The organism is Cytophagia bacterium CHB2, from assembly GCA_030263535.1.
In the GTDB taxonomy this organism is placed as follows: domain Bacteria; phylum Zhuqueibacterota; class Zhuqueibacteria; order Zhuqueibacterales; family Zhuqueibacteraceae; genus Coneutiohabitans.
The window spans coordinates 23,151-44,155 of sequence record SZPB01000009.1 but is presented as its reverse complement, the minus strand read 5'-3'; the positions used below and the strand labels follow the sequence as shown (position 1 = coordinate 44,155).

Genomic DNA, 21,005 nt, shown 5'->3' with positions numbered 1-21,005 from the left:
CTTGGTCTCTTCGGCTTTGTAGACCACGCCGATGCCGCCTTCGCCGAGTTTTTCTGTGATTTTGTGGTGAAGAATTGTTTGGCCAATCATGATTTATCTTTCCGGTTTCTTCAGTCTCGTGTGGCGTGAAACTGTTGCTTTCCGTTCGTTGAGGCGCCAGCACGACCGCGAATGAAGGCCGGCGTTTTGAATTGTTGCGCTGGCGCCGGCCATGAATATTTCACGCCTCCTGCGTTAGCTTTGAACGCTGCGATCTTTCGGCAGCCGCACTACAAATTCCGTGAACTTCCCCGGCTCCGTTTCCACCTCAATCTCCCCTTTGTGCTGCTGCACGATAATATCATGGCTGATCGACAATCCCAAACCTGCGCCTTGCCCGGCCGGTTTTGTCGTAAAAAATGGGTTGAAAATTTTGTCGCGAATATCTTGCGAAATGCCGTTGCCGTTGTCGCGAATGCGGATTTCGATTTGGCTGCCCAGGTTCTTGGTAAAAACCGAGATCACGGGGTCGAAGCCGGCGGGATGCAGTTTCTTCTTCTCATGCGCCGCATAGCAGGCATTGTTGAAGAGGTTGAGAAACACGCGGCTCAAATCCTGCGGAATGACACTCAATGGCCCGATGGTGCTGTCGAACTTTTTTTCAATCGTGACATTGAACGAGGCATCATTGGCGCGCAGTCCGTGATAGGTGAGATTTACCGCTTCCTCCAGCAACTGATTGATATCCGCCAACTCGCGCTGGCCGGAAGAGCCGCGCGCGTGCTGCATCATGCTCTTCACGATGCTGTCCGCGCGCCTGCCGTGATGATTGATCTTCTCCGCGTTTTGTTCCAGCGTTGAGAGAATCTCTTCAATATCCGTAAAATCATCCTCATTTATGTTTTTCGCCTTACGTCTTACAATCTCCTCCCTCAGTTCCTTCGCCAACTCGATCGACAACACCGCAAAATTATTCACAAAATTCAACGGATTTTTGATCTCATGCGCGATGCCGGCGGTGAGCTGGCCGAGCGAGGCGAGCTTTTCCTGGGTGACGAGCTGGTTCTGCGTTTCGCGCAAGCGTTGCAGCGTTTGCGTCAGCTCGAGGTTTTTATCCTGCAGCTCGGCGGTGCGTTGTTGCACCTTCTCTTCCAGCGTGCGATTGTATTGTTCGAGTTGCTTATACAACCGCGCGTTCTCCATCACCTGCGCCGATTGCGCGGCGATGATGCCCAGCAAGCGTTGATCTTCCGCGGTGAATTCTTGCCCGCTTTTCTTGTTGTAGAGCGTGAGAATGCCCTTCAATTCCGACTTGATGAGCAGCGGCGCGCAGAGCAGCGAGCGAATGGATTGTTCCCACGCCACCCCGTGAAAGCGTTCGTCATTCGCCGGATCGTTGATCAGCAATGGCTTTTTGTGCAGCAGCATCCAGCCTTGTAGACTTTGTTCGAGATGAAACGCCTGCTGCCCGCCGGAACTGACGCGCGTGCGCACCAGGGTTTTCATCGGCGTCGAAGCGTGCTGGTCGATCAATGTAATCACGCCCTGCTCGGCATCGACAGCGCGCAACGAGCGCCGGATGATGGTTTGCATGATCTCTTCTGAATTGAGCGAAGCGCCGATCTCACGGGCAAGATCGTTCAACAGCGCCAGTTCGCCCACCGCGCGCTGCAAACCCTGATTTTCTTCTTGCAACGCTTTGAGAGCGGCCTCACGGCGGGATGATTGTGATTCGGATTGGATCACAGTGAACCTCTCCGTGCAATGTTGGATCTGCTGAAAAATTTCTTAAACACAATGCGGTTTGTTGTGTTTCTCTTTCGATTGTCAAAAAATCAGCGCGGCCGCTTGCCGGCTTTTCTCCAATAGCGGCCAAGCGACGAGTTTTGTAATGCAAGGGACTTCATCAGGTATGATGAATCTCGAAGATCATCATTTGAACCAATCCTGTTTGGGCTGATAGGAAGTGGCAAGCTTGCTTTTGGCATGATGCCGGGCGAAGGCGAGTTGAATCAGTTCATCGAGCAGTTGTGCGTACGGCACACCGCTCGCCTCCCACAATTTGGGGTACATGCTGATTTGGGTAAAACCCGGAATGGTGTTGAGCTCGTTCAGATAAAACGTATCCGAATCGCGTTCGAGCAGGAAATCAACGCGCGCCAGACCCTGGCAATCGCAGGCGAGAAAACCCATGATCGCGGTGTCGCGGATTTTCTGCGAGAGCGCCGGGGGGAGATCGGCGGGAATGTACAGCGTGGAGGCGCCGTCAACATACTTGGCATTATAGTCATAAAATTCATTCGAGGGCACGATCTCGCCGCACACCGAGGCCTTGGGGTGTAAATTGCCGAGCACGCTCACTTCGATTTCGCGCGGGCTGGCAATGGCGGCTTCAATCAAAATTTTATGATCATACTGCGCCGCCTCTTCGATCGCGGCAACCAGTTGCGCGCGATCCCGCGCTTTGTTGATGCCCACGCTCGAACCCATGTTGGCGGGTTTCACAAACGCCGGCAAGCCGAGCGTGTCCTCGATGGTTTGCAGAATTTCGTTTTGGTTCTTGCCGCTCAGGCGCTGCGAATGCGCGACCTGCGGCACGGTTTCAAATTTTTCGCTATGCCAATCAACGGCGTGCAACCAAAGATAATCCACCACCGGAATGCCGGCTTGCAGGCAAAGCGCCTTTTGCACGATTTTATCCATGCACACCGCGGAGCCCAGCACGCCGCTGCCGACATAGGGCAAATTGGCCAGTTCCAGCAAGCCTTGCATGGTTCCGTCTTCCCCGAGCGGCCCATGCAAAACCGGTATCACAACATCGATTTTTTCCTCAGACATCATTCCCGCGCTGTCCAGGTCGGCGGGTGCCGTTGCAACCAGGCGATGCTCGTTGGGATCCGGCGCCACCATGGCGAGCGAGTGACTCGCTTCCGCGCCGCTTTTCAGCAGCGCCAGGGCATTGTTGCCGCCAATCCAGCGCCCGGACTTGGTAATGCCGACCGGAATAACTTCGTACTTGTTTTTATCTAATGCTTCGATTACCGAGGTGGCGGACACCAGAGAGACTTCATGCTCGCCCGAGCGCCCGCCAAAGATGACGCAAACACGGATTTTTTTCATGGAATGATCCGTTGGTTATACAGTTTGTGTGGCACACCGGCCGGCTGCATGACAAGCGCTGGCATGCCTTCTCAGCGCGGTTGCTCCGTCATAGCTCCGCCTGCAAACAGACACGGCAATATAAAATTTCGTTTTTGAATAGCAAACATGAAGTTTGTTCGAGATTTTCGCTTGAAATTAGGAGATTAAATTTTTACTATGGTCGGGTTCATAACGGCGAGCGGCCACAATACAAGGGGATTGCAAGTACCAAGAATCTCTCATTTTTTCGGTATTTCGATTTATATGTTCCATAACGATCATCCCACACCGCACATTCACGTTTACTATGGTGAATATGGTGCGACCATGAACATTCAACCACTCGAAGTCATGGAAGGGAAATTGTCGGCGCGGACCTTACGCCTTGTCCGAGAATGGGCTGTGCTTCATCGCGACGAGCTGATAAGGAATTGGAATCGGGCTAGAAAAAGGCGAAACGTTATTGAAGATCGAACCGCCGGAGCAATACAATGCCACATTATATTTTAAAGATGGCACGCCCCTCGAAAATTTTTGTCCAAAAGTCGCTTTTCGCAACGGCGAGATCAGGGTATTTGACGTAATGCCGTATCTGAACGGTCCGATCTTCGAGCCGCTTCATGACCCGAAGTATTTCAGTCTGGTTGCTGTGGATGATATTTCTGGTTCGATTTTTGGGCTCAATGGCGCTGATTTTTGTCCTGACTTCGTTTATTCATTGCCGGATGTCAGCATAAAAGAAGCCGCGACCGTGAAAATAGCAACGGAATTAGCTTAGCGGGGCGCCGTTTTCGAATTCTTCTCTTTTTTCATACCTAGCCGCAAAGGCATGATCATGACGTTACAATGGCAATTCATCGAGGCAACACCGCACGAATCGGTTTTGCGCCTGGCGCAGGAGTTGAGCGTGCCGCCGATTATCGCGCGGGTTTTGCTCAATCGCGGCATTGATTCCGCCGCCTATGCGCGCAATTTCTTTCGCACCGATCTCGAGCGCCTTCATGACCCGTTTTTAATGGCGGACATGAAGCCTGCCGTGCGACGCATCGCCTCGGCGCTGGAACAGAACGAGAAAATGCTGATCTACGGCGACTACGACGTCGACGGCGTTACCAGCACGGCGCTGCTCAAACTTGCTTTTCGCAGTCTGGGTTATGAGGTGCCACACTATATTCCTGAACGGCTGCGCGAGGGCTACGGCCTTTCCCTCACAGGCATTGAGAAAGCGGCGGCGCAAGCCATTACGTTAATTGTTGCAGTTGATTGCGGCGTTTCGGCGGTGGAAGAGATTCGCTACGCCCGCCAACTTGGCATTGATGTGATCGTGTGCGATCATCATCAACCCGGGCCGCAATTGCCAGCGGCAGTTGCGTTGCTCGATCCCAAGCGCAGCGATTGCCCGTATCCGTTTAAAGAGCTAGCCGGCGTCGGCGTTTCGTTCAAGCTGATGCAGGCGTTGTTCAGCCATTTGCAGCAAGATCACAGCAAGCTGTTGCGCCATGTCGATCTTGTGGCCATCGGCAGCGCGGCGGACATCGTGCCGTTGGCAGATGAAAATCGCGTGCTGGTGAAAGCGGGCGTCGAGCGGTTGAATGCTACGGAGAACATCGGTCTGAAAGCGCTGATCAACGTGTGCAGCTTGCAAGGTAGTGATCTCGGCACCGGACACATCGTTTTCATTCTGGCGCCGCGCATCAATGCCGTGGGCCGCATGGGCGATGCCAATCGCGCAGTGGCGTTGTTGACCTCGAACGACACCGACGAAGCGCAAAGCATAGCCTGCGTGCTGGATGCGGAGAATCGCGAGCGCCGCAACATCGATGACAGCACGTTTCGCGAAGCGCTGGATTTGATTTCCACGCAATGCGATCCGGTTAAAGATTCCGTCATTGTTTTGAATCGCGAGGCCTGGCATACCGGCGTGATCGGCATTGTGGCGTCGCGCCTGGTTGAAAAATTTTACCGGCCCACGGTTTTGATTTCCACGGACAATGGCGTTGGCAAAGGCTCGGCGCGCAGCATTCCGGGATTCGATATTCACGCGGCGCTGACGCAATGCCAGGATTTGATGCTGGCCTACGGCGGCCACAAATACGCCGCGGGCTTGAGCATTCGCACCGAAAACATTGCGGAGCTGCGCGCAAAACTGCAGCAAGTCGCGGCCGGCGTTATTAAAGAAGATATGCTGAAGCCGCGCTTGCTCATCGACGGCGAAATCGAATTTTCGGACATCAACGAGCGCTTCATGAAATTCCTGAAAGTCATGGCGCCTTACGGTCCCCAAAATATGCGGCCGGTGTTCGTCTCGCGCGGCCTGCGGGTGATCGGCAATCCGCAGATCGTCGGCAACAACCATTTGCGCTTCAACGTCATGCAGGGCAACAAGCGCCTGGATTGCATCGGTTTCAATCTGGGCGATTTGCGCGCGCGGCTCACTGAGGGCCGCAGCGACGTCGATCTTGCCTATCTCGTCGAAGAAAACACCTGGCAGGGCCGCACGACGATTCAATTGCGGGTGAAGGATATTCGGTAGAGTTTGATTTCAAACGTGAAGGAGAAAAAATGGCAACCACCGTTTCTCAAATGACAAAGGACGAGCTGCAAGATATGCTGGGAAGGCTCATCGAACAAAAATTGCTGGAATTGTTAGGCGATCCCGACGAAGGTTTGAGCGTGCGCAAATCGGTGCGTGACCGGTTACTCACTCAAAAGAAGGCGGTTGGTCGTGGTGAGCGCGGCGAGGGTTTGGAAGAAATTGCACGGCGTCTTAACCTGGAATAAAAGAGATGAATGGTTGGCTGCAAAGCGCCATCATTTCGATGATGAAAGCGAGGTGCACGATGAAAGTATTGGCTTATGAAGGAATTGTTGACAACGGTTTGATCCGGCTGGTAGAGGGCGTTCGGTTACCGGAGAAGGCCAGGGTGTACGTCATCTTTCCGGAATTGGATCCGAAACGTGTCGCGCATGTATACAGCCCGCGGTTGGCGCATCCGGAACAGGCTAAAGATTTCGTCAAGGAAGTGATTGAAGGGCCTTCTGATGCCAACGTATGATAGTATGTGGTTCAATCCGCCCGCGCCATTGGCGCGAGTCACATTACGGAATCCAAACAGCGGCGGCCTCTTGCCTGGTATTCCCATGCTGCTTGATTCGGGCTCTGATGTGACGTTGTTGCCTCGCGCCTCCGTCAATCAACTCGGAATGGCTGCGGTCTCTGAAGAAATCTACGAATTGGAAGGTTTCGATGGCCGTACAAGCTTCGCTTCTGCCGCACAATTGGAGTTGCTCTTTCTCGAACGGACATTCAGAGGGAAGTACTTACTGATCGATCAAGAATGGGGGGTTCTGGGACGGGATATTCTAAATCTATTGTCCCTGTTATTCGATGGCCCGCGCCTCAGTTGGAGTGATCAACGTCCGATCGTGAAGAAGTAACCCGCGCCGGTACGCAACGCGAAGAAATCGCTTTCCCTTGACGGAGCCTGCATGAAACTCTTCCCTTCCCAACTCGACACCAAATCCGAAGAATACAAGAAACGCCGCAGTAATTTTTTAAGATTACTCAGCGAGTTGAATCTGCGGGAAAAAGAAATCCGCGAACCCTCTGCTGAAGCCGTAAAGAAACTCGCCAAGCGCGGTAAATATCCGGCGCGAGAAAAAATCCGGCGCATTCTCGACCCGGGAAGTGAGCCGCTCGAAATCGGCTTGTTTGCCGCGTGGAACATGTATCAAGACATTCCCGGCGGTTATCCTTCCGCCGGCACCATCGTGCAGATCGGCCGCGTCTCCGGCAAGCTCGCGGTGATCGTCGCCAACGATCCGTTGGTGAAAAGCGGCGCGTGGGTGGAGATTACCTGCAAAAAAAATCTGCGCGCGCAGGAAATCGCGATGGAAAACCATCTGCCTATCATTTATATGGTTGATTCCGCCGGCGTGAATCTCGAACGCCAGGCCGAAATTTTTCCCGATCGCGAGCATTTCGGCCGCATCTTCCGCAACAACGCGAAAATGGCGGCCCTAGGCATTCCGCAAATAGCGGTGGTGTTCGGGTTCTGCGTGGCCGGCGGCGCGTATCTGCCCGGCATGTCGAGCGAACTCGCGATGATCACCGAACATTCGAGCATGTATCTCGCCGGGCCGTTTTTGGTGAAAGCCGCCGTGGGACAAGTCGTCGACTCCGAAACGCTCGGCGGCGCGAGCATGCACAACGCCATTTCCGGAGTGGCGGACTATCGCTTCGACACAGAAGATGAAGCGTTCGCGTTTATTCGCGATCAAATGGCTTTGTTGAATTATTCGCGGCCTTCGCCGTTCGAACGCATTGCAACCGAGGCACCGGCTTACGATCCCGAAGAATTGCTCGGGATTCTGCCGGAAAATGCCACGAGAACATATGACATGCGCGAGATCATCGCGCGCTTTGTTGACGGCAGCCGTTTTGAAGAATTCAAACCGGAATACGGCAAAACCATCGTCACCGCTTTTGCCCGCATTGGCGGTTTTTCCGCCGGCATCGTGGCCAATCAAGGCATGCCGGTGAAGCGGCAAATGCCGCCGGACCATCTTGGCCGGCCGCAGCCGCCGCAGATGCAGATGGGAAATGTGATTTACTCCGACTCGGCGAACAAAGCGACGCATTTTATCATGCTGTGCAACGAGCGACGTATTCCGCTGTTCTTTTTGCATGACGTCACCGGCTTCATGGTCGGCAAGCAAGCGGAAAGCGGCGGCATTATTCAAGACGGCGCGCAATTCGTCAATGCGCAGGCCAATGCCGTGGTGCCGAAATTCTCGGTAATTGTGCGCAACAGTTTTGGCGCGGGCAACTATGCCATGTGCGGTAAGGCTTATGACCCGGCCTTGATTTTCGCGTGGCCAACGGCTAAATTAGCGGTGATGGATGGCGGCATTGCGGCGGACACGGTTTTGCTCACGAAGAAAGAACTTTCGCCTGAAGAAAAAAGTGCATTCCGCAAACGCCTGGTGGCAAAATACAATGAAGAAGCTTCGCCTTATTTCACCTCTGCGCGCCTGATGGTCGATGGCATTCTCGATCCGCGGGAAATGCGACAGACGCTGATTACAGGGTTGGAAATGGCGGCGCTTCGGCCGGAGGTGGGCGAGTATCGCACCGGCGTGATGCGGATGTGATGCAGATCGCAAACCGGTTAGTGAAGGTTGAATGAAAAACGCGATGAAACATGAATAGAAAAAACGGGAATATAAAGCCGCTTGATTTGCATGTTTTAATCGAAAAGGAGGGCTGGCTTTATTCTGCCTTGTGCCTGGAGCTTGACGTAGCTTCGCAAGGCCGCACTTTATCTCAGGCCAAAAAAATATTGCTGAGGCTATTCAACTCTATCTTGAGAGCGTTCGCGCCGCAGGAGATGAAAAAGAGTTTATCCCTCGTCCGGCGCCGTTGCTAGAGTGGCTGAAATATTTTCAAGCCCTGGCGCGGCAGATGAATAAAATTTTTCGGCTGGCGACTAAACCTCAGTCATTGCGTCTCCAATTCTGCATCTGATTCAAAACGTTTGCCCAAAAGAGCGGGCCAATATCACCATTAAACGAAAGGAACCCTGTCATGGAAGAAAAAAAATCGTATCTGCAGAAGCTGGCAGCGCAACTGCAAGATTGGGACGTCGAGCTTGATCAATTGAAGGTCAAGGCCGATCAAGCCAAAGCCGGCGCCAAGGCCGAGATTGAGGAACAAATCACCGAGCTGCGCGCCAAGAAAGATGCGGCCATGGTGAAATTCAATCAATTGCAGGAAGCCAGTGATGAAGCCTGGGACGACATCAAAGCTGGCGCCGAAAAAAGTTGGACCGAGCTGAAAGGCGCGTTCAAAAGCGCTTTTTCGAAATTCAACAAGTAGGTAAACCCTTTTTGTGAAATCGCAAGAAGCACGCGCCGAAGCCGGGCTTGCGCAAAGTGATCTCGCTTTTGGGGAGATTCTTCCAGCGAATGCCCGGTTTCGCGTGTCAGGCAAATTATGAGCGTGGCCGATGGCCGTCGTTGAGCAAAACATTTTCGGCATCACCGAGGAACTGCTTCAGGAGATCACCGCGCGGATCGTGCGCGAAGGGCCGCTGCATTATCTCACGCTCGATGAGCTCGCCGAGGTGACGATGAGCATTATGCATGCTTGCAAACAAAATTCGGAGCCTTGTTCATGAAAAAAATATTATCAAAGCCGCGCAAACGCGCGCAGAGCCAACGCGCGCAAAATGACGTTGACCTCTTTGCGCAAGAGCTGCGCTTGCTGCGTAAGCTAAAAAGCAGCTCGCGGCCAACGTATGAAGCGCTCGTGCACGTCATCTATCATTTGGTCGAATTGCCGCCGCAGACCACACCAAAGATTTCAAAAAAAGATTACTTGAACGACCCCTTATGGAAGTTGGTGGGGAAGGCCGCTTCGGGCAGAAAAAACGACGACAGCGCGATTGAGCACGACCGCTATTTGTACGGAGGCAAGGCGTGAGAAGCAGAGTGTTTGTCGATACGAGCGCGTGGAAAGCGTTGTACGATAAAGACGATCCCTTTCACAAAATCGCAAAGCGCACATTGGCCGATCTCAAACGAAAAGGGAGCTTTATTTTTACTTCGAATTATGTAGTTGACGAAACGCTCACGCTCTTGCGCATCAGAGTCGATCACCTGAGCGCGATAGAATTTGGCGAGTACGTGCGCGCGAGCAAGGTCACCTCAACTCTTGCGGTGGACAACGCCATCGAGAATGAAGCTTGGGCGATTTTCAAAAAATATCGGGATAAAACTTTCAGCTTTACGGATTGCACGAGTTTCGCTCTCATGCGCAAGTTGTCGCTTGATTCCGCCTTCACGCTTGATGAGCACTTTCGCCAGTTCGGTTTGATAAGCGTGCCGAATCGCCGCAATATTCAAAACGCACTGCGCGGTAGAAGATTTGACGAATGATATGAAAACCATTGAAGCAGCATAATGCAGAAAACTCACATGAACGCAACCTCTCCTCTCCTCATCGCCAACGGCCAGGGCTTTTGGGGCGATTCGATTCTCGGGCCGGTGCGGCTGGTGCGCGAAGGGCCGCTGCACTATCTCACGCTCGATTACCTCGCCGAGGTGACGATGAGCATCATGCAGAAGCTCAAGAGCCGGAATCCCGAAGCAGGGTATGCCACGGACTTCATTCAAATGCTTGAACGCATCCTGCCAGAATGCCACGAGAAGGGCATCAAGATCATCGCGAGCGCCGGCGGGGTGAATTCCGCGGCGTGCGCGCGCGCGACCGGGCAGGTGATCAAAAAACTCGGGCTGAGCAATCTCAAGGTCGCCACCGTTACCGGCGATGATATTCTCGACCGGATCGATGAGCTGCAGGCTGCCGGCGAAGTTTTCAAGAACCTCGATGACGGACGTTCGCTTAACGAGATTAAAGACAAAATTTCTTCGGCCAATGCTTATCTCGGCGCGTTTCCCATTGCCGAAGCCCTGGCGCAAGGCGCGCATATCGTCATCTGCGGCCGCGTCACGGATCCTTCACTCGTGCTCGGCCCAATGATCTATGAATTCGGCTGGCAGCCCGAGGACTATGACAAACTCGCGGCGGGCACAGTTGCCGGGCACATTGTGGAATGCGGCGCGCAATGCACCGGCGCGAATTACAGCAATTGGCGCGAGATTGCAGACTATGCTCGCATCGGCTATCCTGTCATCGAAGCACATGCCTCCGGAGAATTTTTTATCACCAAGCATGCCCAAACCGGCGGCAAAGTGAGTATTGAAACAGTCGCGTCTCAGCTCGTTTATGAAATGGGTGATCCGCGGCGTTATCTCACGCCGGACGTTGTCGCGGATTTTACCACGATCAAGCTCGAGCAAGCAGGGGCCGATCGTGTGCGCGTGTATGGCATCAAAGGCAGCGCGCCCACGGAAAGCTTGAAAGTGAGTTTCAGTTATCACAACGGCTACAAAGCCGTTGGCCAACTCGTGATCTCCGGCCCGGAAGCGCTGGCCAAAGCCCGGCTTTGTGCCGAGATGATTTGGGAACGGCTTGCGCTTGATGATTGTACGTTTACCGAAGACGAACGGTTGGTGGAATTTCTAGGCAGCGGCGTTTGTCATGCTGGCATTGTCGCGCCGGTTGATCCTGCGGAAATCGTTTTGCGCGTGGGCGTCAAAAGTCATGACAAAGCCAGGGTCGATCGCTTCGGTATGGAAATCGTTCCACTCGTCACCAGCGGCCCGCCGGGCGTGACCGGCTTTGCCGGCGGCCGCCCGAAAGCGACGGACATTATTAGTTATTGGCCGGCGTTAGTGGGTAAAGGTAAAATTCGACCGCAAGTGGAGGTTATGGCATTTTGAAAATATTTGATTCATGATTTTGCCTGATTACAACCAAAGAACACACAACTTGAGGAAGGCTTGACTATGAAGGACCAGGACTGGGAATTGCACGTGAAATTGCAGGAATTATCGTCTCCGATCGATGCACAAGGCCTGAACGTTGCCATGATTTTGGCCGCCGGCCATGGCAAGCGTATTAAATCGGAAAAATCCAAGATGCTGCACATGATTTGGGGCGTGCCCACGGTCACACGTGTTGCCAACGCGGCGCGCGAAGGCTTGGAAACGGCAAATCAAATCATCGTCGTCGGCATCAAGGCGCTTGATGTTGCGCAAGCGCTGGGCGCGGCGCCGCATCGGGTGTTTGTGTTGCAATCGGAGCAGCGCGGCACGGGCGATGCCGTGCGCGTGGGCTTGCAAGGTTTGATCACGGAGCATTTCAACGGCGCGATATACGTTTTTCCCGGCGACATGGGATTGCTGAACAGCCGCGCCATTCGCGATTTGCGCCATGATTTCGAGCGCAACGTTTGCGACATGATGGTGTTGACCGCGGATTACCAGGGCAAACCCGAGGAAAATTATTACGGCCGCATCATTCGCGTCCCGCAAAAGGACGCGCAGGGCAAATCCGCGGGCGGCGATTATGACAAAGTCATCGCGATCATGGAGCATCGCGACATTCTCGCGCTCAAGCCGGATCAGCCGCATCGCATCACTTACAATAATCGCGTATACGAGTTCTCGCGTGAACAATTGCTCAATATACCCGAGTTCAACACGGGCGTGTATGCTTTTAAATTTTCGCTCTTGGCGAAATACATCGAAACGTTGCAAACCAACAATGCCCAGGGCGAACTTTACATTACCGATTTGATTGCCATTTTCAACCAACACGGCCTCTCCGTCAAAGCCTCGCGCGCCAGCGACTACTCCACCGTCATGGGTTTCAACAATAAAAGCGTGTTGAAGGAGATGGAGAAAATCGCGCGCGACAAGGCATATGATCGCCTGAAAGACATTATCACCATCGATGACAAAGATGATTTTTTCATTGCGGATGAAGTGATCGAGCAGATCATCGGCATGGACATCGCGCGCGCGCCGCTGGACATCGTCGTCGGCAAAGGCGTGCATATCGGCCCGCACGTCAGCCTGAACAAGGGCGTTGTGATCAAAAGCCGCGCCACCCTCGAGGGCAACATCGAGCTGGGGGAGAATGTTGTGATTCATGAAAATGTCTTTCTCAGCTCGTATGCGCATCAAAAGCTGGTTATCGGCCGAAACTCTGCCATTTTTCAAGGCAACATCATTAAAGGTAATTTGATCATCGGCGAGAATTGCCAGATCGAATCCGGCGTCAACATGACCGGCTCGGATGAGTATCCCACCCGCATCGGCAACAATGTGCTCATCAAGGGCACCAGTTATATTTTTGGCACCATTATCGATGACGATGTCTGGGTCGAGCGTTCCGTGTTGAAGTACAAATATGTCGAGCGGCTGGTGCGCAAAGACGGCACGGTGCAACCGGTGCGCTGGGTGTTGCCGTTGCCGGAGGGGCTGGATTCGTTGCATTCGCTGGAGAAGAAATGAAGCAAGATGCTCGTTGCTCGCTCCAGCAACGAGTGACCAGCAACAAGCAACCAAGAACGATTATGAAACTAATTCATCTCTCCCAAATCGCCTATGCGCGCAGCGGCGACAAAGGCGACGCCAGCAATGTCGGCATCGTCGCATATGATCGCGCCGGCTATGAGTTGCTTAAAAAAACGCTTACACCGGACAAGGTAAAAAGCCACTTTCGTGAGATTTGCCGGGGCGAGGTCGAACGCTACGAAGTGGACGGCATCATGGCGCTGAATTTCATTTTGCATGATTCGCTGGGCGGCGGCGGTTCGGAAAGCCTGAAGAGCGATGCGCAGGGCAAGACGCATGGCCTGGGCTTGTTGCAGATGGAGATTGAAGCGCCGGATGAACTCATTCTATAGTGACTTCTTGTGAAACTTGATAATCAGAATCGGTAACCCCGGTTTGATCGGCCACGGCTTGGCCGTGGCATTTACTGTGGTCAAGCCACGGCCAAGCCGTGGCTGAACATTACCGAGCTTGAATGGCAAAACTCATCAGGAGCGTTGGCATCCCAAGAAGTGACAACACAGACTCCAGGCTACAAAAAGGTACATTGTGTCTGAACTTGAATTTGTAAAATACGAAATCAAGGATCGTGTTGGATGTCTCACAATTGATCGTCCTCCGGTAAACGCGCTGGGCCGCCGGCTTGTGAGCGAGATTGCTGTCGCGGCGCAACATGCGAATCAGGATATTCTTGACAAAAAACTCCGGGTTTTGATTGTGCGCGGCGAAGGCAAACATTTTTGCGCCGGCGCTGATCTCAAAGAGCGCAAAGAGATTCCGGAGAGTCAGGTCGAGATTGTGGTGCAGGGCATTCGCGGCGCTGTGCAGGCGATCGCAGAAATTAATGTGCCTACGATTGCGGCGGTGCACGGTTCGGCGCTGGGCGGCGGCATGGAACTCGCGCTCGCCGCAGACATGCGCGTGCTCAGTGAAAATGCGACCATGGGCTTGCGCGAAACCGCGCTGGCGATCATACCCGGCGCCGGCGGCACGCAACGGCTGATGCGGCTGATCGGCTATGCCCGCGCCATGGAATGGATTGCCACCGCAAGATTGTTTAGTGCAAGGGAGTGTTTGGAACAAGGTCTCGCAAATCGTGTCGTGCCGGAGGCAGATTTGCTGGACACGGTAATGCAACTGGCGGAGAAGATCGCAGCAAACGGCCCGCTCGCCGTGCAGGCTGCGAAGGAGGCCATGCGCCGCGGCCTGGAATTGTCATTAACCGAGGGGCTGGCCTATGAGCTGGAATGCTATCGCCGCATCATTCCGACGAACGACCGGCGTGAAGCGCTGGCGGCCTTTGGCGAAAAGCGACAGCCGGTTTTTAGAAGTGAATGAATATTTTTTCGAATCATGACGGCGCTGCGCGAAACCAAACAACGCATCGAAGCCGATCCGTCGAACTGGGCCGTTGCCTTGATGGATTTTGTTGATGACTTTCGCTATTACAAAGACCCTTCAGCCATTACACAGCCTTATGAATTGAGCAGTGAGAGATACGATGCTTTGTTGGCCGCGACTGCTCATTAATTTGTGTGATGAGCTGCACCTCGATACGCCGCGCTGGATTCTGGAAATCCCGGCCTGCAAAGAACCCTGGTTTGTCTCCGGCATGGAGAGTATGAAAGCCATCACCCTGGTGGCAAGCCCGCTGCAGTTTCGCTTGCGGAAAATTTTCGTTGTGGAGAATTTTTTGCAGAGAGTTTAGGCCTCCCTGCGGCGTTGTGTTTTTTTTCTCGATTGCTGAATTCTTTTAAACACCTAATGTGAGAGAACCTCATGCTGAATTTTACCGATGAGCAGCTCATGATTCGCGACACGGTGCGCGAGTTTGCCAAAAATGAAATCGAACCCAAGGCCGCCGAAATCGATCAAACCATGGAATTCCCCGCGGAAAATTTGCGCAAGATGGGGGAATTGGGTTTTCTCGGCATTCCCTTTTCCTCAAAATACGGCGGCGGCGATCTCGACACGGTTTCATTCGTGTTGATGATCGAGGAACTGGCGCGGGTTTGCGGCGCCACCACGCTATCCGTCGCGGCGCATTGCTCGCTGTGCGCCACACCCATTTACCTGTTTGGCAACGAAACTCAGAAACAGAAATATCTGCCCGATTTGCTGACCGGCAAAAAGTTTGGCTCGTTCTGCCTGACCGAGCCCCACAGCGGCTCCGATGCCGCCGCGCTCTCCACCACCGCGACGCGCCAGGGTGATCATTACATTTTGAACGGCAGCAAAATGTACGTGACCAACGGCGGGTATGCCGGCACCTATGTCGTATTCGCCAAAACCAATGCGCAAGTCTCCAAAACCCGCGGCATCAGCGCCTTTATTGTCGAGCGCGAGTTCCCCGGCGTAATCATCGGCAAGAAAGAAAACAAACTCGGCTTGCGCGCGAGCGATACGCGGCAGGTTTCGTTTGATAATTGCAAAGTACCGGCGGCAAATTTGCTCGGCGAGGAAAACGAAGGTTTTAAGTACGCCATGCAAATTCTCGACGGCGGCCGCATTGGCATTGGCGCGATGGCTGTGGGTCTGGCGCAGGCGGCATTGGACAAAGGTTCTGCTTACTCGATGGAACGTAAGGCCTTCGGCAAGCCGATCGCAGATTTTCAAGCCATCCGCTGGTTCGTGGCGGACATGGCCACGGAGATTCATGCCGCGCGCTTGATGGTGCATCATGCTGCGCAACTGCGCGACGCCGGCAAGAATTTCGTCAAAGAAGCGGCTATGGCCAAGCTCTTTGCCAGCGAAATGGCGATGCGCGCCTGCAGCAAAGCCATTCAGATATTCGGCGGCTACGGCTATCTCATGGATTATCCGGTCGAACGTTACTGGCGCGATGCCAAGCTCATGGAGATTGGCGAGGGCACCAGCGAAGTGCTGCGGATTATTATTTCCCGGGAAGTGTTGAAGGAAATATAGGTGACGACACAATATGATTTGCCTAATTGAAGCTCTCAATTATCGCTCGCTGCGCTGTTTGAGCCAAAAAATTTCTCCTTTCAACATATTGATCGGACCAAATGCGAGTGGCAAAACAACATTTTTAGATGCTGTTGCCTTCGTCGGTGACATGTTGAAATTTGGACCGGAGGAAAGTATTCGCCGGCGTGCGCGTTCGATTGAAGAAATGACCTGGAATCGGCTCGGTAATCGCTTTGAGTTGGCAATTGAATTTGCATTACCCGAACGTTTGTATGGCTTGAAGAACAATGGCGCTTACACACAATGCCGTTACGAGATAGCTTTGGGTTATTCATCTGAAAATGAAGCCGCACTCTTAAATGAAGTTTTTTGGTTAAAGTCAGATGAGGGGAAGAAATCCTATCGACGTCAACCTGAGAGTCAGGCACCCCAAATAGAACTGTCTCTTGGTTTTCCACGTGAAAATCCTGTCGTAGATTCAATTTTGGTTGCACCACGCAAGCATTCTCCGATGGGCTGGCGGAAGGTTGTTAATAAAATCAGCGAATCGGGGAATGATTGGTTCAAAGCCGAGTCAGGTGATTGGAATAATTTATTCAGACTAGGGCCACGGAAATCGTCGCTGGCAAATCTACCTGAAGATGAGCAAAAATTTCCCGTTTCGACGTGGGCAAAAAGGCTTCTTATGGAAGGCATTCAGGTTTTAGCGTTGAACAGTTTAGCTATGCGCCAACCCTGTTCGCCTTTAACGCCAAAACGTTTTGTTCCAGATGGTTCGAATTTACCCTTGGCTATACGCGAACTGCAAAAAGATTCAAACCGTTATCAACAATGGCTTGCACATGTACAAACAGCCTTGCCTGATATTCAAGCAATTGAGGTTCAGGAGCGGCAAGAGGATCGGCATTTATTTCTCGAGGTTATCTATCAAACGGGAACCCGTGTACCGTCATGGTTGGTTTCAGATGGAACGTTGAGACTGTTAGCATTGACGTTAATTGCCTATTTGCCTTCAGAAGGATCAATCTATTTAATTGAAGAGCCCGAAAATGGATTGCACCCAAGAGCCGTTGAAGCAGTTTATGAATCGCTTTCTTCGGTGTATGATAATCAAATTTTAGTGGCAAGCCATTCACCGATTTTTCTTAGTTTGGCGAGGTTAGAGCAAATTCTCTGTTTCGGTAAAACGCTGACTGGGGCGACAGATGTTATTGTCGGAACGGAACATCCAAAACTAAAGGACTGGAGGGGTGAAGTTAATCTCAGTGTTCTTTTTGCCTCTGGAGTTCTGGGATGAAGGATTTGATTATTCTGGCTGCAGACAGTCAGATGCGAGCCGCGACTGAAAAATTGTTAATGCGTGAACCAGCTCTCGGTATACTAACGCCCTCATTTGAAATTTTTGTTCATCCAGAAAGAGATGCTGGCGTTTTTGGCAAATGCCAAGATTTCTTGCGGCCATTCCAGCGGCTTTATCGTTTTGCCCTGGTAATGTTTGATCGTGATGGATGTGGCTCAAAAGAATCAGCACGACAAATCCAGCAGATTGTAAAAGAGCGCCTTGATCAAGCAGGCTGGAATGAAAGAAATCAAGTCGTGGTTTTAGACCCAGAGTTGGAAATCTGGGTTTGGGCTGACTCTCCCAATGTTTCGAGATCTTTGGGATTGTCGGAAAAGCAGCTCAAGGAAATACTCTCGCACTATGAACGAGATGAAAATTTGAAACCGAAAGATCCAAAGGCAGCCATGGAAGATGCTCTTAAAAAATCACATCTGCGCCGCTCCGCGGCTATATATGCAAATTTGGCATCTACAGTCACTTTGAAAAATTGCAGAGACAGAAGCTTCTCTGATTTTAAATCTGCTTTGGTGAAATGGTTCGGACGCCCCCCAATGTCTTTGATTGAACAGTCCAAATGAAATTCGGCGACGTTGACATCTTCCTGCTCTCCGACGGCACGTTTCGCCTCGACGGCGGCGCGATGTTCGGTGTGGTGCCGCGTGTGCTGTGGGAGCGTCACGATCCACCGGATGAGAAGAACCGCATTCTGCTGGGATTGAATTCGCTGCTCGTTCTCCGCGGCGAAGAGAAAATTCTCATTGATTGCGGTATCGGCGATAAATTTGACCGGAAATTTGCCGGCATCTATGCGGTGCAGCGCGAGCATACCATGTTGGATGAGCTTGCCCGGCATGGCCTCCAGCCCGAAGAAATCACCCACGTCATTCTTTCACATCTGCACTTCGACCACATCGGCTGGAGCACGCGCCGCAATGCAGACGGAGAGTTGGAGCCGACGTTTCAGCATGCCCAATATTTCTGCCAGCGCGGCAACTACGAATACGGCCTGCACCCCGACCCGCGCAGCCGTGCGAGTTATCTGCAGGAGAATTTTGTGCCGCTGCATCAGCACGGCGTTTTAAGATTTTTGGAAGGCACGGGGGAAGTTATGCCCGGAATCGAAAGCATTGTCACTGGCGGGCATACGCAGGATCATGCCATCATCAAAATCAAAACCGCCGGTCGCACGATTTGTTTCCTGGCGGATTTGGTGCCGACGGTTTCTCATCTCAGAACCGTCTATGTGATGGGATATGATGTGTTCCCGGCGCAGACGATGCAGGTTAAACCAAGAGTGTTACAGCAAGCATTCGAAGAACAATGGTTGTTGATTTTCGAGCACGGCGCGCGCATCAAAGCGGGATATTTGCAGCGGGTAGAGGGGAATTGGAAGATTGAGCCGGTGAATATTGACTCTTGATGCTGGTTGCTTGTTGCTCGTTGCTGGTTGCTTGTTCCTGGTTGTTTGTCGCTTGTTTGAGGCTTAACAAGTTATCATTGCACAAAATGCTGTTGCATAGTTTTTTGGAAAGGAGAATTCCTCATGCCAACGCCGTTTCGTGAAGTCATTATCGCCGGTGCATGCCGCACGCCGATAGGCGCGTTTCAAGGCGCATTGGCGCCGTTCTCTGCCACTGAATTGGGCGCGCTGGTGGTGAAAGAAGCGGTGCGGCGAGCCGGACTCGATCCCAAGAATGTTGATGAAGTCATCATGGGCTGCGTGCTGCCAGCCGGCGTGGGACAGGCCCCGGCGCGGCAAGCGGCAATCAAAGCAGGCTTGCCGGTCGAGGTGACGTGCATGACGATCAACAAAGTCTGCGGCTCCGGTTTGAAAGCGGTGATGCTCGCGGCGCAAGCCATCATGGCTGGCGATGCCGATATTGTCGTGGCCGGCGGTATGGAAAGCATGTCCAATTCACCATATCTGTTGAGCAAAGCGCGCGACGGCTATCGCCTCGGCCACGGCGAGCTGGTTGACAGCATGATCAAAGACGGTTTATGGGATGTCTACAACGATTTTCACATGGGCAATGCGGCAGAACTGTGCGCAGCCGAATGCAACATCCCGCGCGGCAGGCAAGATGAATTCGCGATAACGAGCTACAAACGCGCGCAAGCGGCGCAGGCAAACGGTTTATTCCAAAAAGAAATCGTGGGCGTACCCCTGCCGCAGAAAAAAGGCGATCCCATTTTGATTGCCGATGATGAAGAACCAAAGAAGGCCAACTTCGAAAAAATGGCGGCGTTGCGTCCGGCATTTGACAAAGAAGGTACAATCACCGCTGCGAATGCCTCCAAAATAAATGATGGCGCTGCCGCGGTGGTGGTGATGGCCAGAGAGATTGCCGAGAAGTTGGGCGTCAAGGCGCAGGCAAAACTCGTCGGTCAAGCTTCTGCTGCGAAAAAGCCGGAGTGGTTTACGATGGCTCCGATCGATGCGATTGACAAGATTCTCAAGAAATCGGCATTTTCATTGGATAAAATCGATATTTTTGAAATCAACGAAGCCTTTGCCGTGGTTGCGCTCGCGGCGCAGCAGCAACTCGGCATTCCCCTGGAAAAACTGAATGTGCACGGCGGCGCCGTGGCGCTGGGTCATCCCATTGGCGCGAGCGGGTGCCGCATTCTCGTCACCTTGATTCATGTGCTGCAAGAATACAAAAAGAAATACGGCATGGCGGCGATTTGCATCGGCGGCGGCGAAGCCTCGACGGTGATTGTGGAAAATGCGGGCTACTCGAGGATATGAACATGCAGCGACCAAAACCGCAGCCGCCAGAAGATGAACCCGTTTCTTATCAACGGGAAACGACGCCTCCAGCAAACCAAGTGGCAGAGCCGATGGCTGCCTATCATGTTCAGCGGCAGCCTCCGGCTGAAAAAAAATCCGCGCTTCCGGCTCGTCAAATTGGCGGTTATCAAGTTTCCAGGGAAGTTTGGCAGTTCGCTGTCGTCAATGATTTGCTCCCACACTTGGAAACAGCCGTTCGATTGGTGTACGATTGTTTTGCCGCAGTGAAGAAAATCGAGTTTGTATACGTCATTGATCCGGAGCTGGAAAACAACAGTTGGATCACGATTGAAGCCGCCGTTTCTGGAACCGTCGAGGAAGTGCTGGCTCAGACGAATCAATTCGACAGAGAAATGATCAAACAAGTTCCCATTGAAAAAGGCGCGATGATTTGTCTCGTAGCCGGGGGATTTTGAGAATGCGCGGCGACGACTTTTTGCAAATTGCTCAGCAATTGCTCAAAGCGCCCTCTGAAGCGGCTTATCGCACTGCGACCAATCGTGCTTATTACGCGGTCTTTCATCGTTGTGTCGCCTTTCTGTCCGGTTTGGGATTTGAGGCGTCGATTGGCCCACAAGCGCATGGTCAGTTGCAAGGTCGTATCAATAATTCAGGCGTGATCGAAGGCCAGCAGCTTTACCGGATATTGCATCGCCTTTACGATCGTCGCCGTGTCGCGGATTATGATTTGCATTCCCAGGAGTTTCATTCGCAAGCAACAGCGGCGCTGTTGGTGGCATCGGCAGGCCAGGCGATCACAATGATTGCTGATTGCGAAAAATCACAAGACCTGTGCCGTCGTATCCGCGAGGGCATTCACACATACGAAAATAAGCTGAAGACTCCAAAGAGGTGAGG

Annotated in this window: 25 protein-coding genes; 23 read left to right on the top strand and 2 right to left on the bottom strand. The window is 52.7% G+C overall.

Annotated features, from left to right (window positions below):
• Positions 1–234 precede the first annotated feature (234 nt).
• Entirely contained in the window at positions 235–1,725 is a 1,491-nt protein-coding gene (locus tag FBQ85_02230) for a GAF domain-containing protein (GenBank protein MDL1873982.1), read from the bottom strand.
• A gap of 186 nt (positions 1,726–1,911) precedes the next feature.
• Entirely contained in the window at positions 1,912–3,099 is a 1,188-nt protein-coding gene (locus FBQ85_02225; GenBank protein MDL1873981.1) for a D-alanine--D-alanine ligase, read from the bottom strand.
• Between the two features lie 198 nt (positions 3,100–3,297).
• On the opposite strand from FBQ85_02225, the gene FBQ85_02220 reads away from it, so the two are divergent.
• From FBQ85_02220 to FBQ85_02110, 23 genes are all read left to right on the top strand, one after another.
• Positions 3,298–3,630: a DUF4160 domain-containing protein gene (locus FBQ85_02220; GenBank protein ID MDL1873980.1), complete on the top strand. Its 333-nt coding sequence runs from the start codon at positions 3,298–3,300 to the stop codon at positions 3,628–3,630.
• Entirely contained in the window at positions 3,590–3,898 is a 309-nt protein-coding gene (locus FBQ85_02215; GenBank protein ID MDL1873979.1) for a DUF2442 domain-containing protein, read from the top strand. Before FBQ85_02220 ends, FBQ85_02215 begins: the two co-directional genes overlap by 41 nt.
• Before the next feature lie 51 nt (positions 3,899–3,949).
• Positions 3,950–5,653, top strand: coding sequence for a single-stranded-DNA-specific exonuclease RecJ (gene recJ, locus FBQ85_02210; protein MDL1873978.1), 1,704 nt, complete (start codon positions 3,950–3,952; stop codon positions 5,651–5,653).
• Positions 5,654–5,682: 29 nt separating this feature from the next.
• Positions 5,683–5,901, top strand: a complete 219-nt coding sequence (locus FBQ85_02205; protein MDL1873977.1) for a hypothetical protein — start codon at positions 5,683–5,685, stop codon at positions 5,899–5,901.
• A 5-nt stretch (positions 5,902–5,906) separates the two neighbouring features.
• Entirely contained in the window at positions 5,907–6,176 is a 270-nt protein-coding gene (locus FBQ85_02200; protein MDL1873976.1) for a hypothetical protein, read from the top strand.
• Positions 6,163–6,558, top strand: coding sequence for a hypothetical protein (locus FBQ85_02195; GenBank protein MDL1873975.1), 396 nt, complete (start codon positions 6,163–6,165; stop codon positions 6,556–6,558). The genes FBQ85_02200 and FBQ85_02195 overlap by 14 nt, the downstream gene beginning before the upstream one ends.
• A gap of 51 nt (positions 6,559–6,609) precedes the next feature.
• On the top strand, positions 6,610–8,274 hold the full coding sequence (locus tag FBQ85_02190) for an acyl-CoA carboxylase subunit beta (protein MDL1873974.1): 1,665 nt from the start codon (positions 6,610–6,612) through the stop codon (positions 8,272–8,274).
• Positions 8,275–8,707: 433 nt separating this feature from the next.
• On the top strand, positions 8,708–8,998 hold the full coding sequence (locus tag FBQ85_02185; GenBank protein ID MDL1873973.1) for a coiled coil domain-containing protein: 291 nt from the start codon (positions 8,708–8,710) through the stop codon (positions 8,996–8,998).
• A 130-nt stretch (positions 8,999–9,128) separates the two neighbouring features.
• The gene (locus tag FBQ85_02180) at positions 9,129–9,299 is read left to right on the top strand and encodes a DUF1446 domain-containing protein (GenBank protein MDL1873972.1); all 171 of its coding nucleotides are present in this window, start codon (positions 9,129–9,131) and stop codon (positions 9,297–9,299) included.
• Positions 9,296–9,604, top strand: a complete 309-nt coding sequence (locus tag FBQ85_02175) for a hypothetical protein (protein ID MDL1873971.1) — start codon at positions 9,296–9,298, stop codon at positions 9,602–9,604. The genes FBQ85_02180 and FBQ85_02175 overlap by 4 nt, the downstream gene beginning before the upstream one ends.
• On the top strand, positions 9,601–10,059 hold the full coding sequence (locus FBQ85_02170) for a type II toxin-antitoxin system VapC family toxin (GenBank protein ID MDL1873970.1): 459 nt from the start codon (positions 9,601–9,603) through the stop codon (positions 10,057–10,059). Before FBQ85_02175 ends, FBQ85_02170 begins: the two co-directional genes overlap by 4 nt.
• A gap of 39 nt (positions 10,060–10,098) precedes the next feature.
• On the top strand, positions 10,099–11,466 hold the full coding sequence (locus tag FBQ85_02165) for a DUF1446 domain-containing protein (GenBank protein MDL1873969.1): 1,368 nt from the start codon (positions 10,099–10,101) through the stop codon (positions 11,464–11,466).
• 66 nt (positions 11,467–11,532) lie between these two features.
• Complete coding sequence (locus FBQ85_02160; protein MDL1873968.1) at positions 11,533–13,044, top strand: multidrug transporter; 1,512 nt, start codon at positions 11,533–11,535, stop codon at positions 13,042–13,044.
• Between the two features lie 62 nt (positions 13,045–13,106).
• Positions 13,107–13,439 (top strand): hypothetical protein, encoded by a 333-nt coding sequence (locus FBQ85_02155; protein ID MDL1873967.1) that lies wholly within the window; start codon positions 13,107–13,109, stop codon positions 13,437–13,439.
• Between the two features lie 226 nt (positions 13,440–13,665).
• Complete coding sequence (locus FBQ85_02150) at positions 13,666–14,424, top strand: enoyl-CoA hydratase (GenBank protein ID MDL1873966.1); 759 nt, start codon at positions 13,666–13,668, stop codon at positions 14,422–14,424.
• A 163-nt stretch (positions 14,425–14,587) separates the two neighbouring features.
• Positions 14,588–14,794 carry a hypothetical protein gene (locus tag FBQ85_02145; protein MDL1873965.1) on the top strand — a complete coding sequence of 69 codons (207 nt, stop codon included), beginning with the start codon at positions 14,588–14,590 and terminating at the stop codon, positions 14,792–14,794.
• 71 nt (positions 14,795–14,865) lie between these two features.
• Positions 14,866–16,011, top strand: coding sequence for an acyl-CoA dehydrogenase (locus FBQ85_02140; GenBank protein MDL1873964.1), 1,146 nt, complete (start codon positions 14,866–14,868; stop codon positions 16,009–16,011).
• A gap of 13 nt (positions 16,012–16,024) precedes the next feature.
• Entirely contained in the window at positions 16,025–17,311 is a 1,287-nt protein-coding gene (locus FBQ85_02135) for an ATP-binding protein (protein ID MDL1873963.1), read from the top strand.
• On the top strand, positions 17,308–17,934 hold the full coding sequence (locus FBQ85_02130) for a hypothetical protein (GenBank protein MDL1873962.1): 627 nt from the start codon (positions 17,308–17,310) through the stop codon (positions 17,932–17,934). Before FBQ85_02135 ends, FBQ85_02130 begins: the two co-directional genes overlap by 4 nt.
• A complete protein-coding gene (locus FBQ85_02125) occupies positions 17,931–18,776 on the top strand; it encodes an MBL fold metallo-hydrolase (GenBank protein ID MDL1873961.1) in 846 nt (281 codons plus the stop codon). The genes FBQ85_02130 and FBQ85_02125 overlap by 4 nt, the downstream gene beginning before the upstream one ends.
• Positions 18,777–18,899: 123 nt before the next feature.
• Complete coding sequence (locus FBQ85_02120) at positions 18,900–20,105, top strand: thiolase family protein (protein MDL1873960.1); 1,206 nt, start codon at positions 18,900–18,902, stop codon at positions 20,103–20,105.
• The gene (locus FBQ85_02115) at positions 20,102–20,563 is read left to right on the top strand and encodes a hypothetical protein (protein MDL1873959.1); all 462 of its coding nucleotides are present in this window, start codon (positions 20,102–20,104) and stop codon (positions 20,561–20,563) included. The genes FBQ85_02120 and FBQ85_02115 overlap by 4 nt, the downstream gene beginning before the upstream one ends.
• 2 nt (positions 20,564–20,565) lie before the next feature.
• Positions 20,566–21,003 (top strand): hypothetical protein, encoded by a 438-nt coding sequence (locus FBQ85_02110; protein ID MDL1873958.1) that lies wholly within the window; start codon positions 20,566–20,568, stop codon positions 21,001–21,003.
• Positions 21,004–21,005 lie beyond the last annotated feature (2 nt).

Bases quoted from the DNA above. Each gene is read 5' to 3' on its own strand.
- FBQ85_02225 (MDL1873981.1), bottom strand. From the start codon at position 3,099: ATGAAAAAAATCCGTGTTTGCGTCATCTTTGGCGGGCGCTCGGGCGAG.
- FBQ85_02220 (MDL1873980.1), top strand. From the start codon at position 3,298: ATGGTCGGGTTCATAACGGCGAGCGGCCACAATACAAGGGGATTGCAA.
- recJ (MDL1873978.1), top strand. From the start codon at position 3,950: ATGATCATGACGTTACAATGGCAATTCATCGAGGCAACACCGCACGAA.
- FBQ85_02205 (MDL1873977.1), top strand. From the start codon at position 5,683: ATGGCAACCACCGTTTCTCAAATGACAAAGGACGAGCTGCAAGATATG.
- FBQ85_02200 (MDL1873976.1), top strand. From the start codon at position 5,907: ATGAATGGTTGGCTGCAAAGCGCCATCATTTCGATGATGAAAGCGAGG.
- FBQ85_02195 (MDL1873975.1), top strand. From the start codon at position 6,163: ATGCCAACGTATGATAGTATGTGGTTCAATCCGCCCGCGCCATTGGCG.
- FBQ85_02190 (MDL1873974.1), top strand. From the start codon at position 6,610: ATGAAACTCTTCCCTTCCCAACTCGACACCAAATCCGAAGAATACAAG.
- FBQ85_02185 (MDL1873973.1), top strand. From the start codon at position 8,708: ATGGAAGAAAAAAAATCGTATCTGCAGAAGCTGGCAGCGCAACTGCAA.
- FBQ85_02180 (MDL1873972.1), top strand. From the start codon at position 9,129: ATGGCCGTCGTTGAGCAAAACATTTTCGGCATCACCGAGGAACTGCTT.
- FBQ85_02175 (MDL1873971.1), top strand. From the start codon at position 9,296: ATGAAAAAAATATTATCAAAGCCGCGCAAACGCGCGCAGAGCCAACGC.
- FBQ85_02165 (MDL1873969.1), top strand. From the start codon at position 10,099: ATGAACGCAACCTCTCCTCTCCTCATCGCCAACGGCCAGGGCTTTTGG.
- FBQ85_02160 (MDL1873968.1), top strand. From the start codon at position 11,533: ATGAAGGACCAGGACTGGGAATTGCACGTGAAATTGCAGGAATTATCG.
- FBQ85_02155 (MDL1873967.1), top strand. From the start codon at position 13,107: ATGAAACTAATTCATCTCTCCCAAATCGCCTATGCGCGCAGCGGCGAC.
- FBQ85_02145 (MDL1873965.1), top strand. From the start codon at position 14,588: ATGCTTTGTTGGCCGCGACTGCTCATTAATTTGTGTGATGAGCTGCAC.
- FBQ85_02140 (MDL1873964.1), top strand. From the start codon at position 14,866: ATGCTGAATTTTACCGATGAGCAGCTCATGATTCGCGACACGGTGCGC.
- FBQ85_02135 (MDL1873963.1), top strand. From the start codon at position 16,025: ATGATTTGCCTAATTGAAGCTCTCAATTATCGCTCGCTGCGCTGTTTG.
- FBQ85_02130 (MDL1873962.1), top strand. From the start codon at position 17,308: ATGAAGGATTTGATTATTCTGGCTGCAGACAGTCAGATGCGAGCCGCG.
- FBQ85_02125 (MDL1873961.1), top strand. From the start codon at position 17,931: ATGAAATTCGGCGACGTTGACATCTTCCTGCTCTCCGACGGCACGTTT.
- FBQ85_02120 (MDL1873960.1), top strand. From the start codon at position 18,900: ATGCCAACGCCGTTTCGTGAAGTCATTATCGCCGGTGCATGCCGCACG.
- FBQ85_02115 (MDL1873959.1), top strand. From the start codon at position 20,102: ATGAACATGCAGCGACCAAAACCGCAGCCGCCAGAAGATGAACCCGTT.
- FBQ85_02110 (MDL1873958.1), top strand. From the start codon at position 20,566: ATGCGCGGCGACGACTTTTTGCAAATTGCTCAGCAATTGCTCAAAGCG.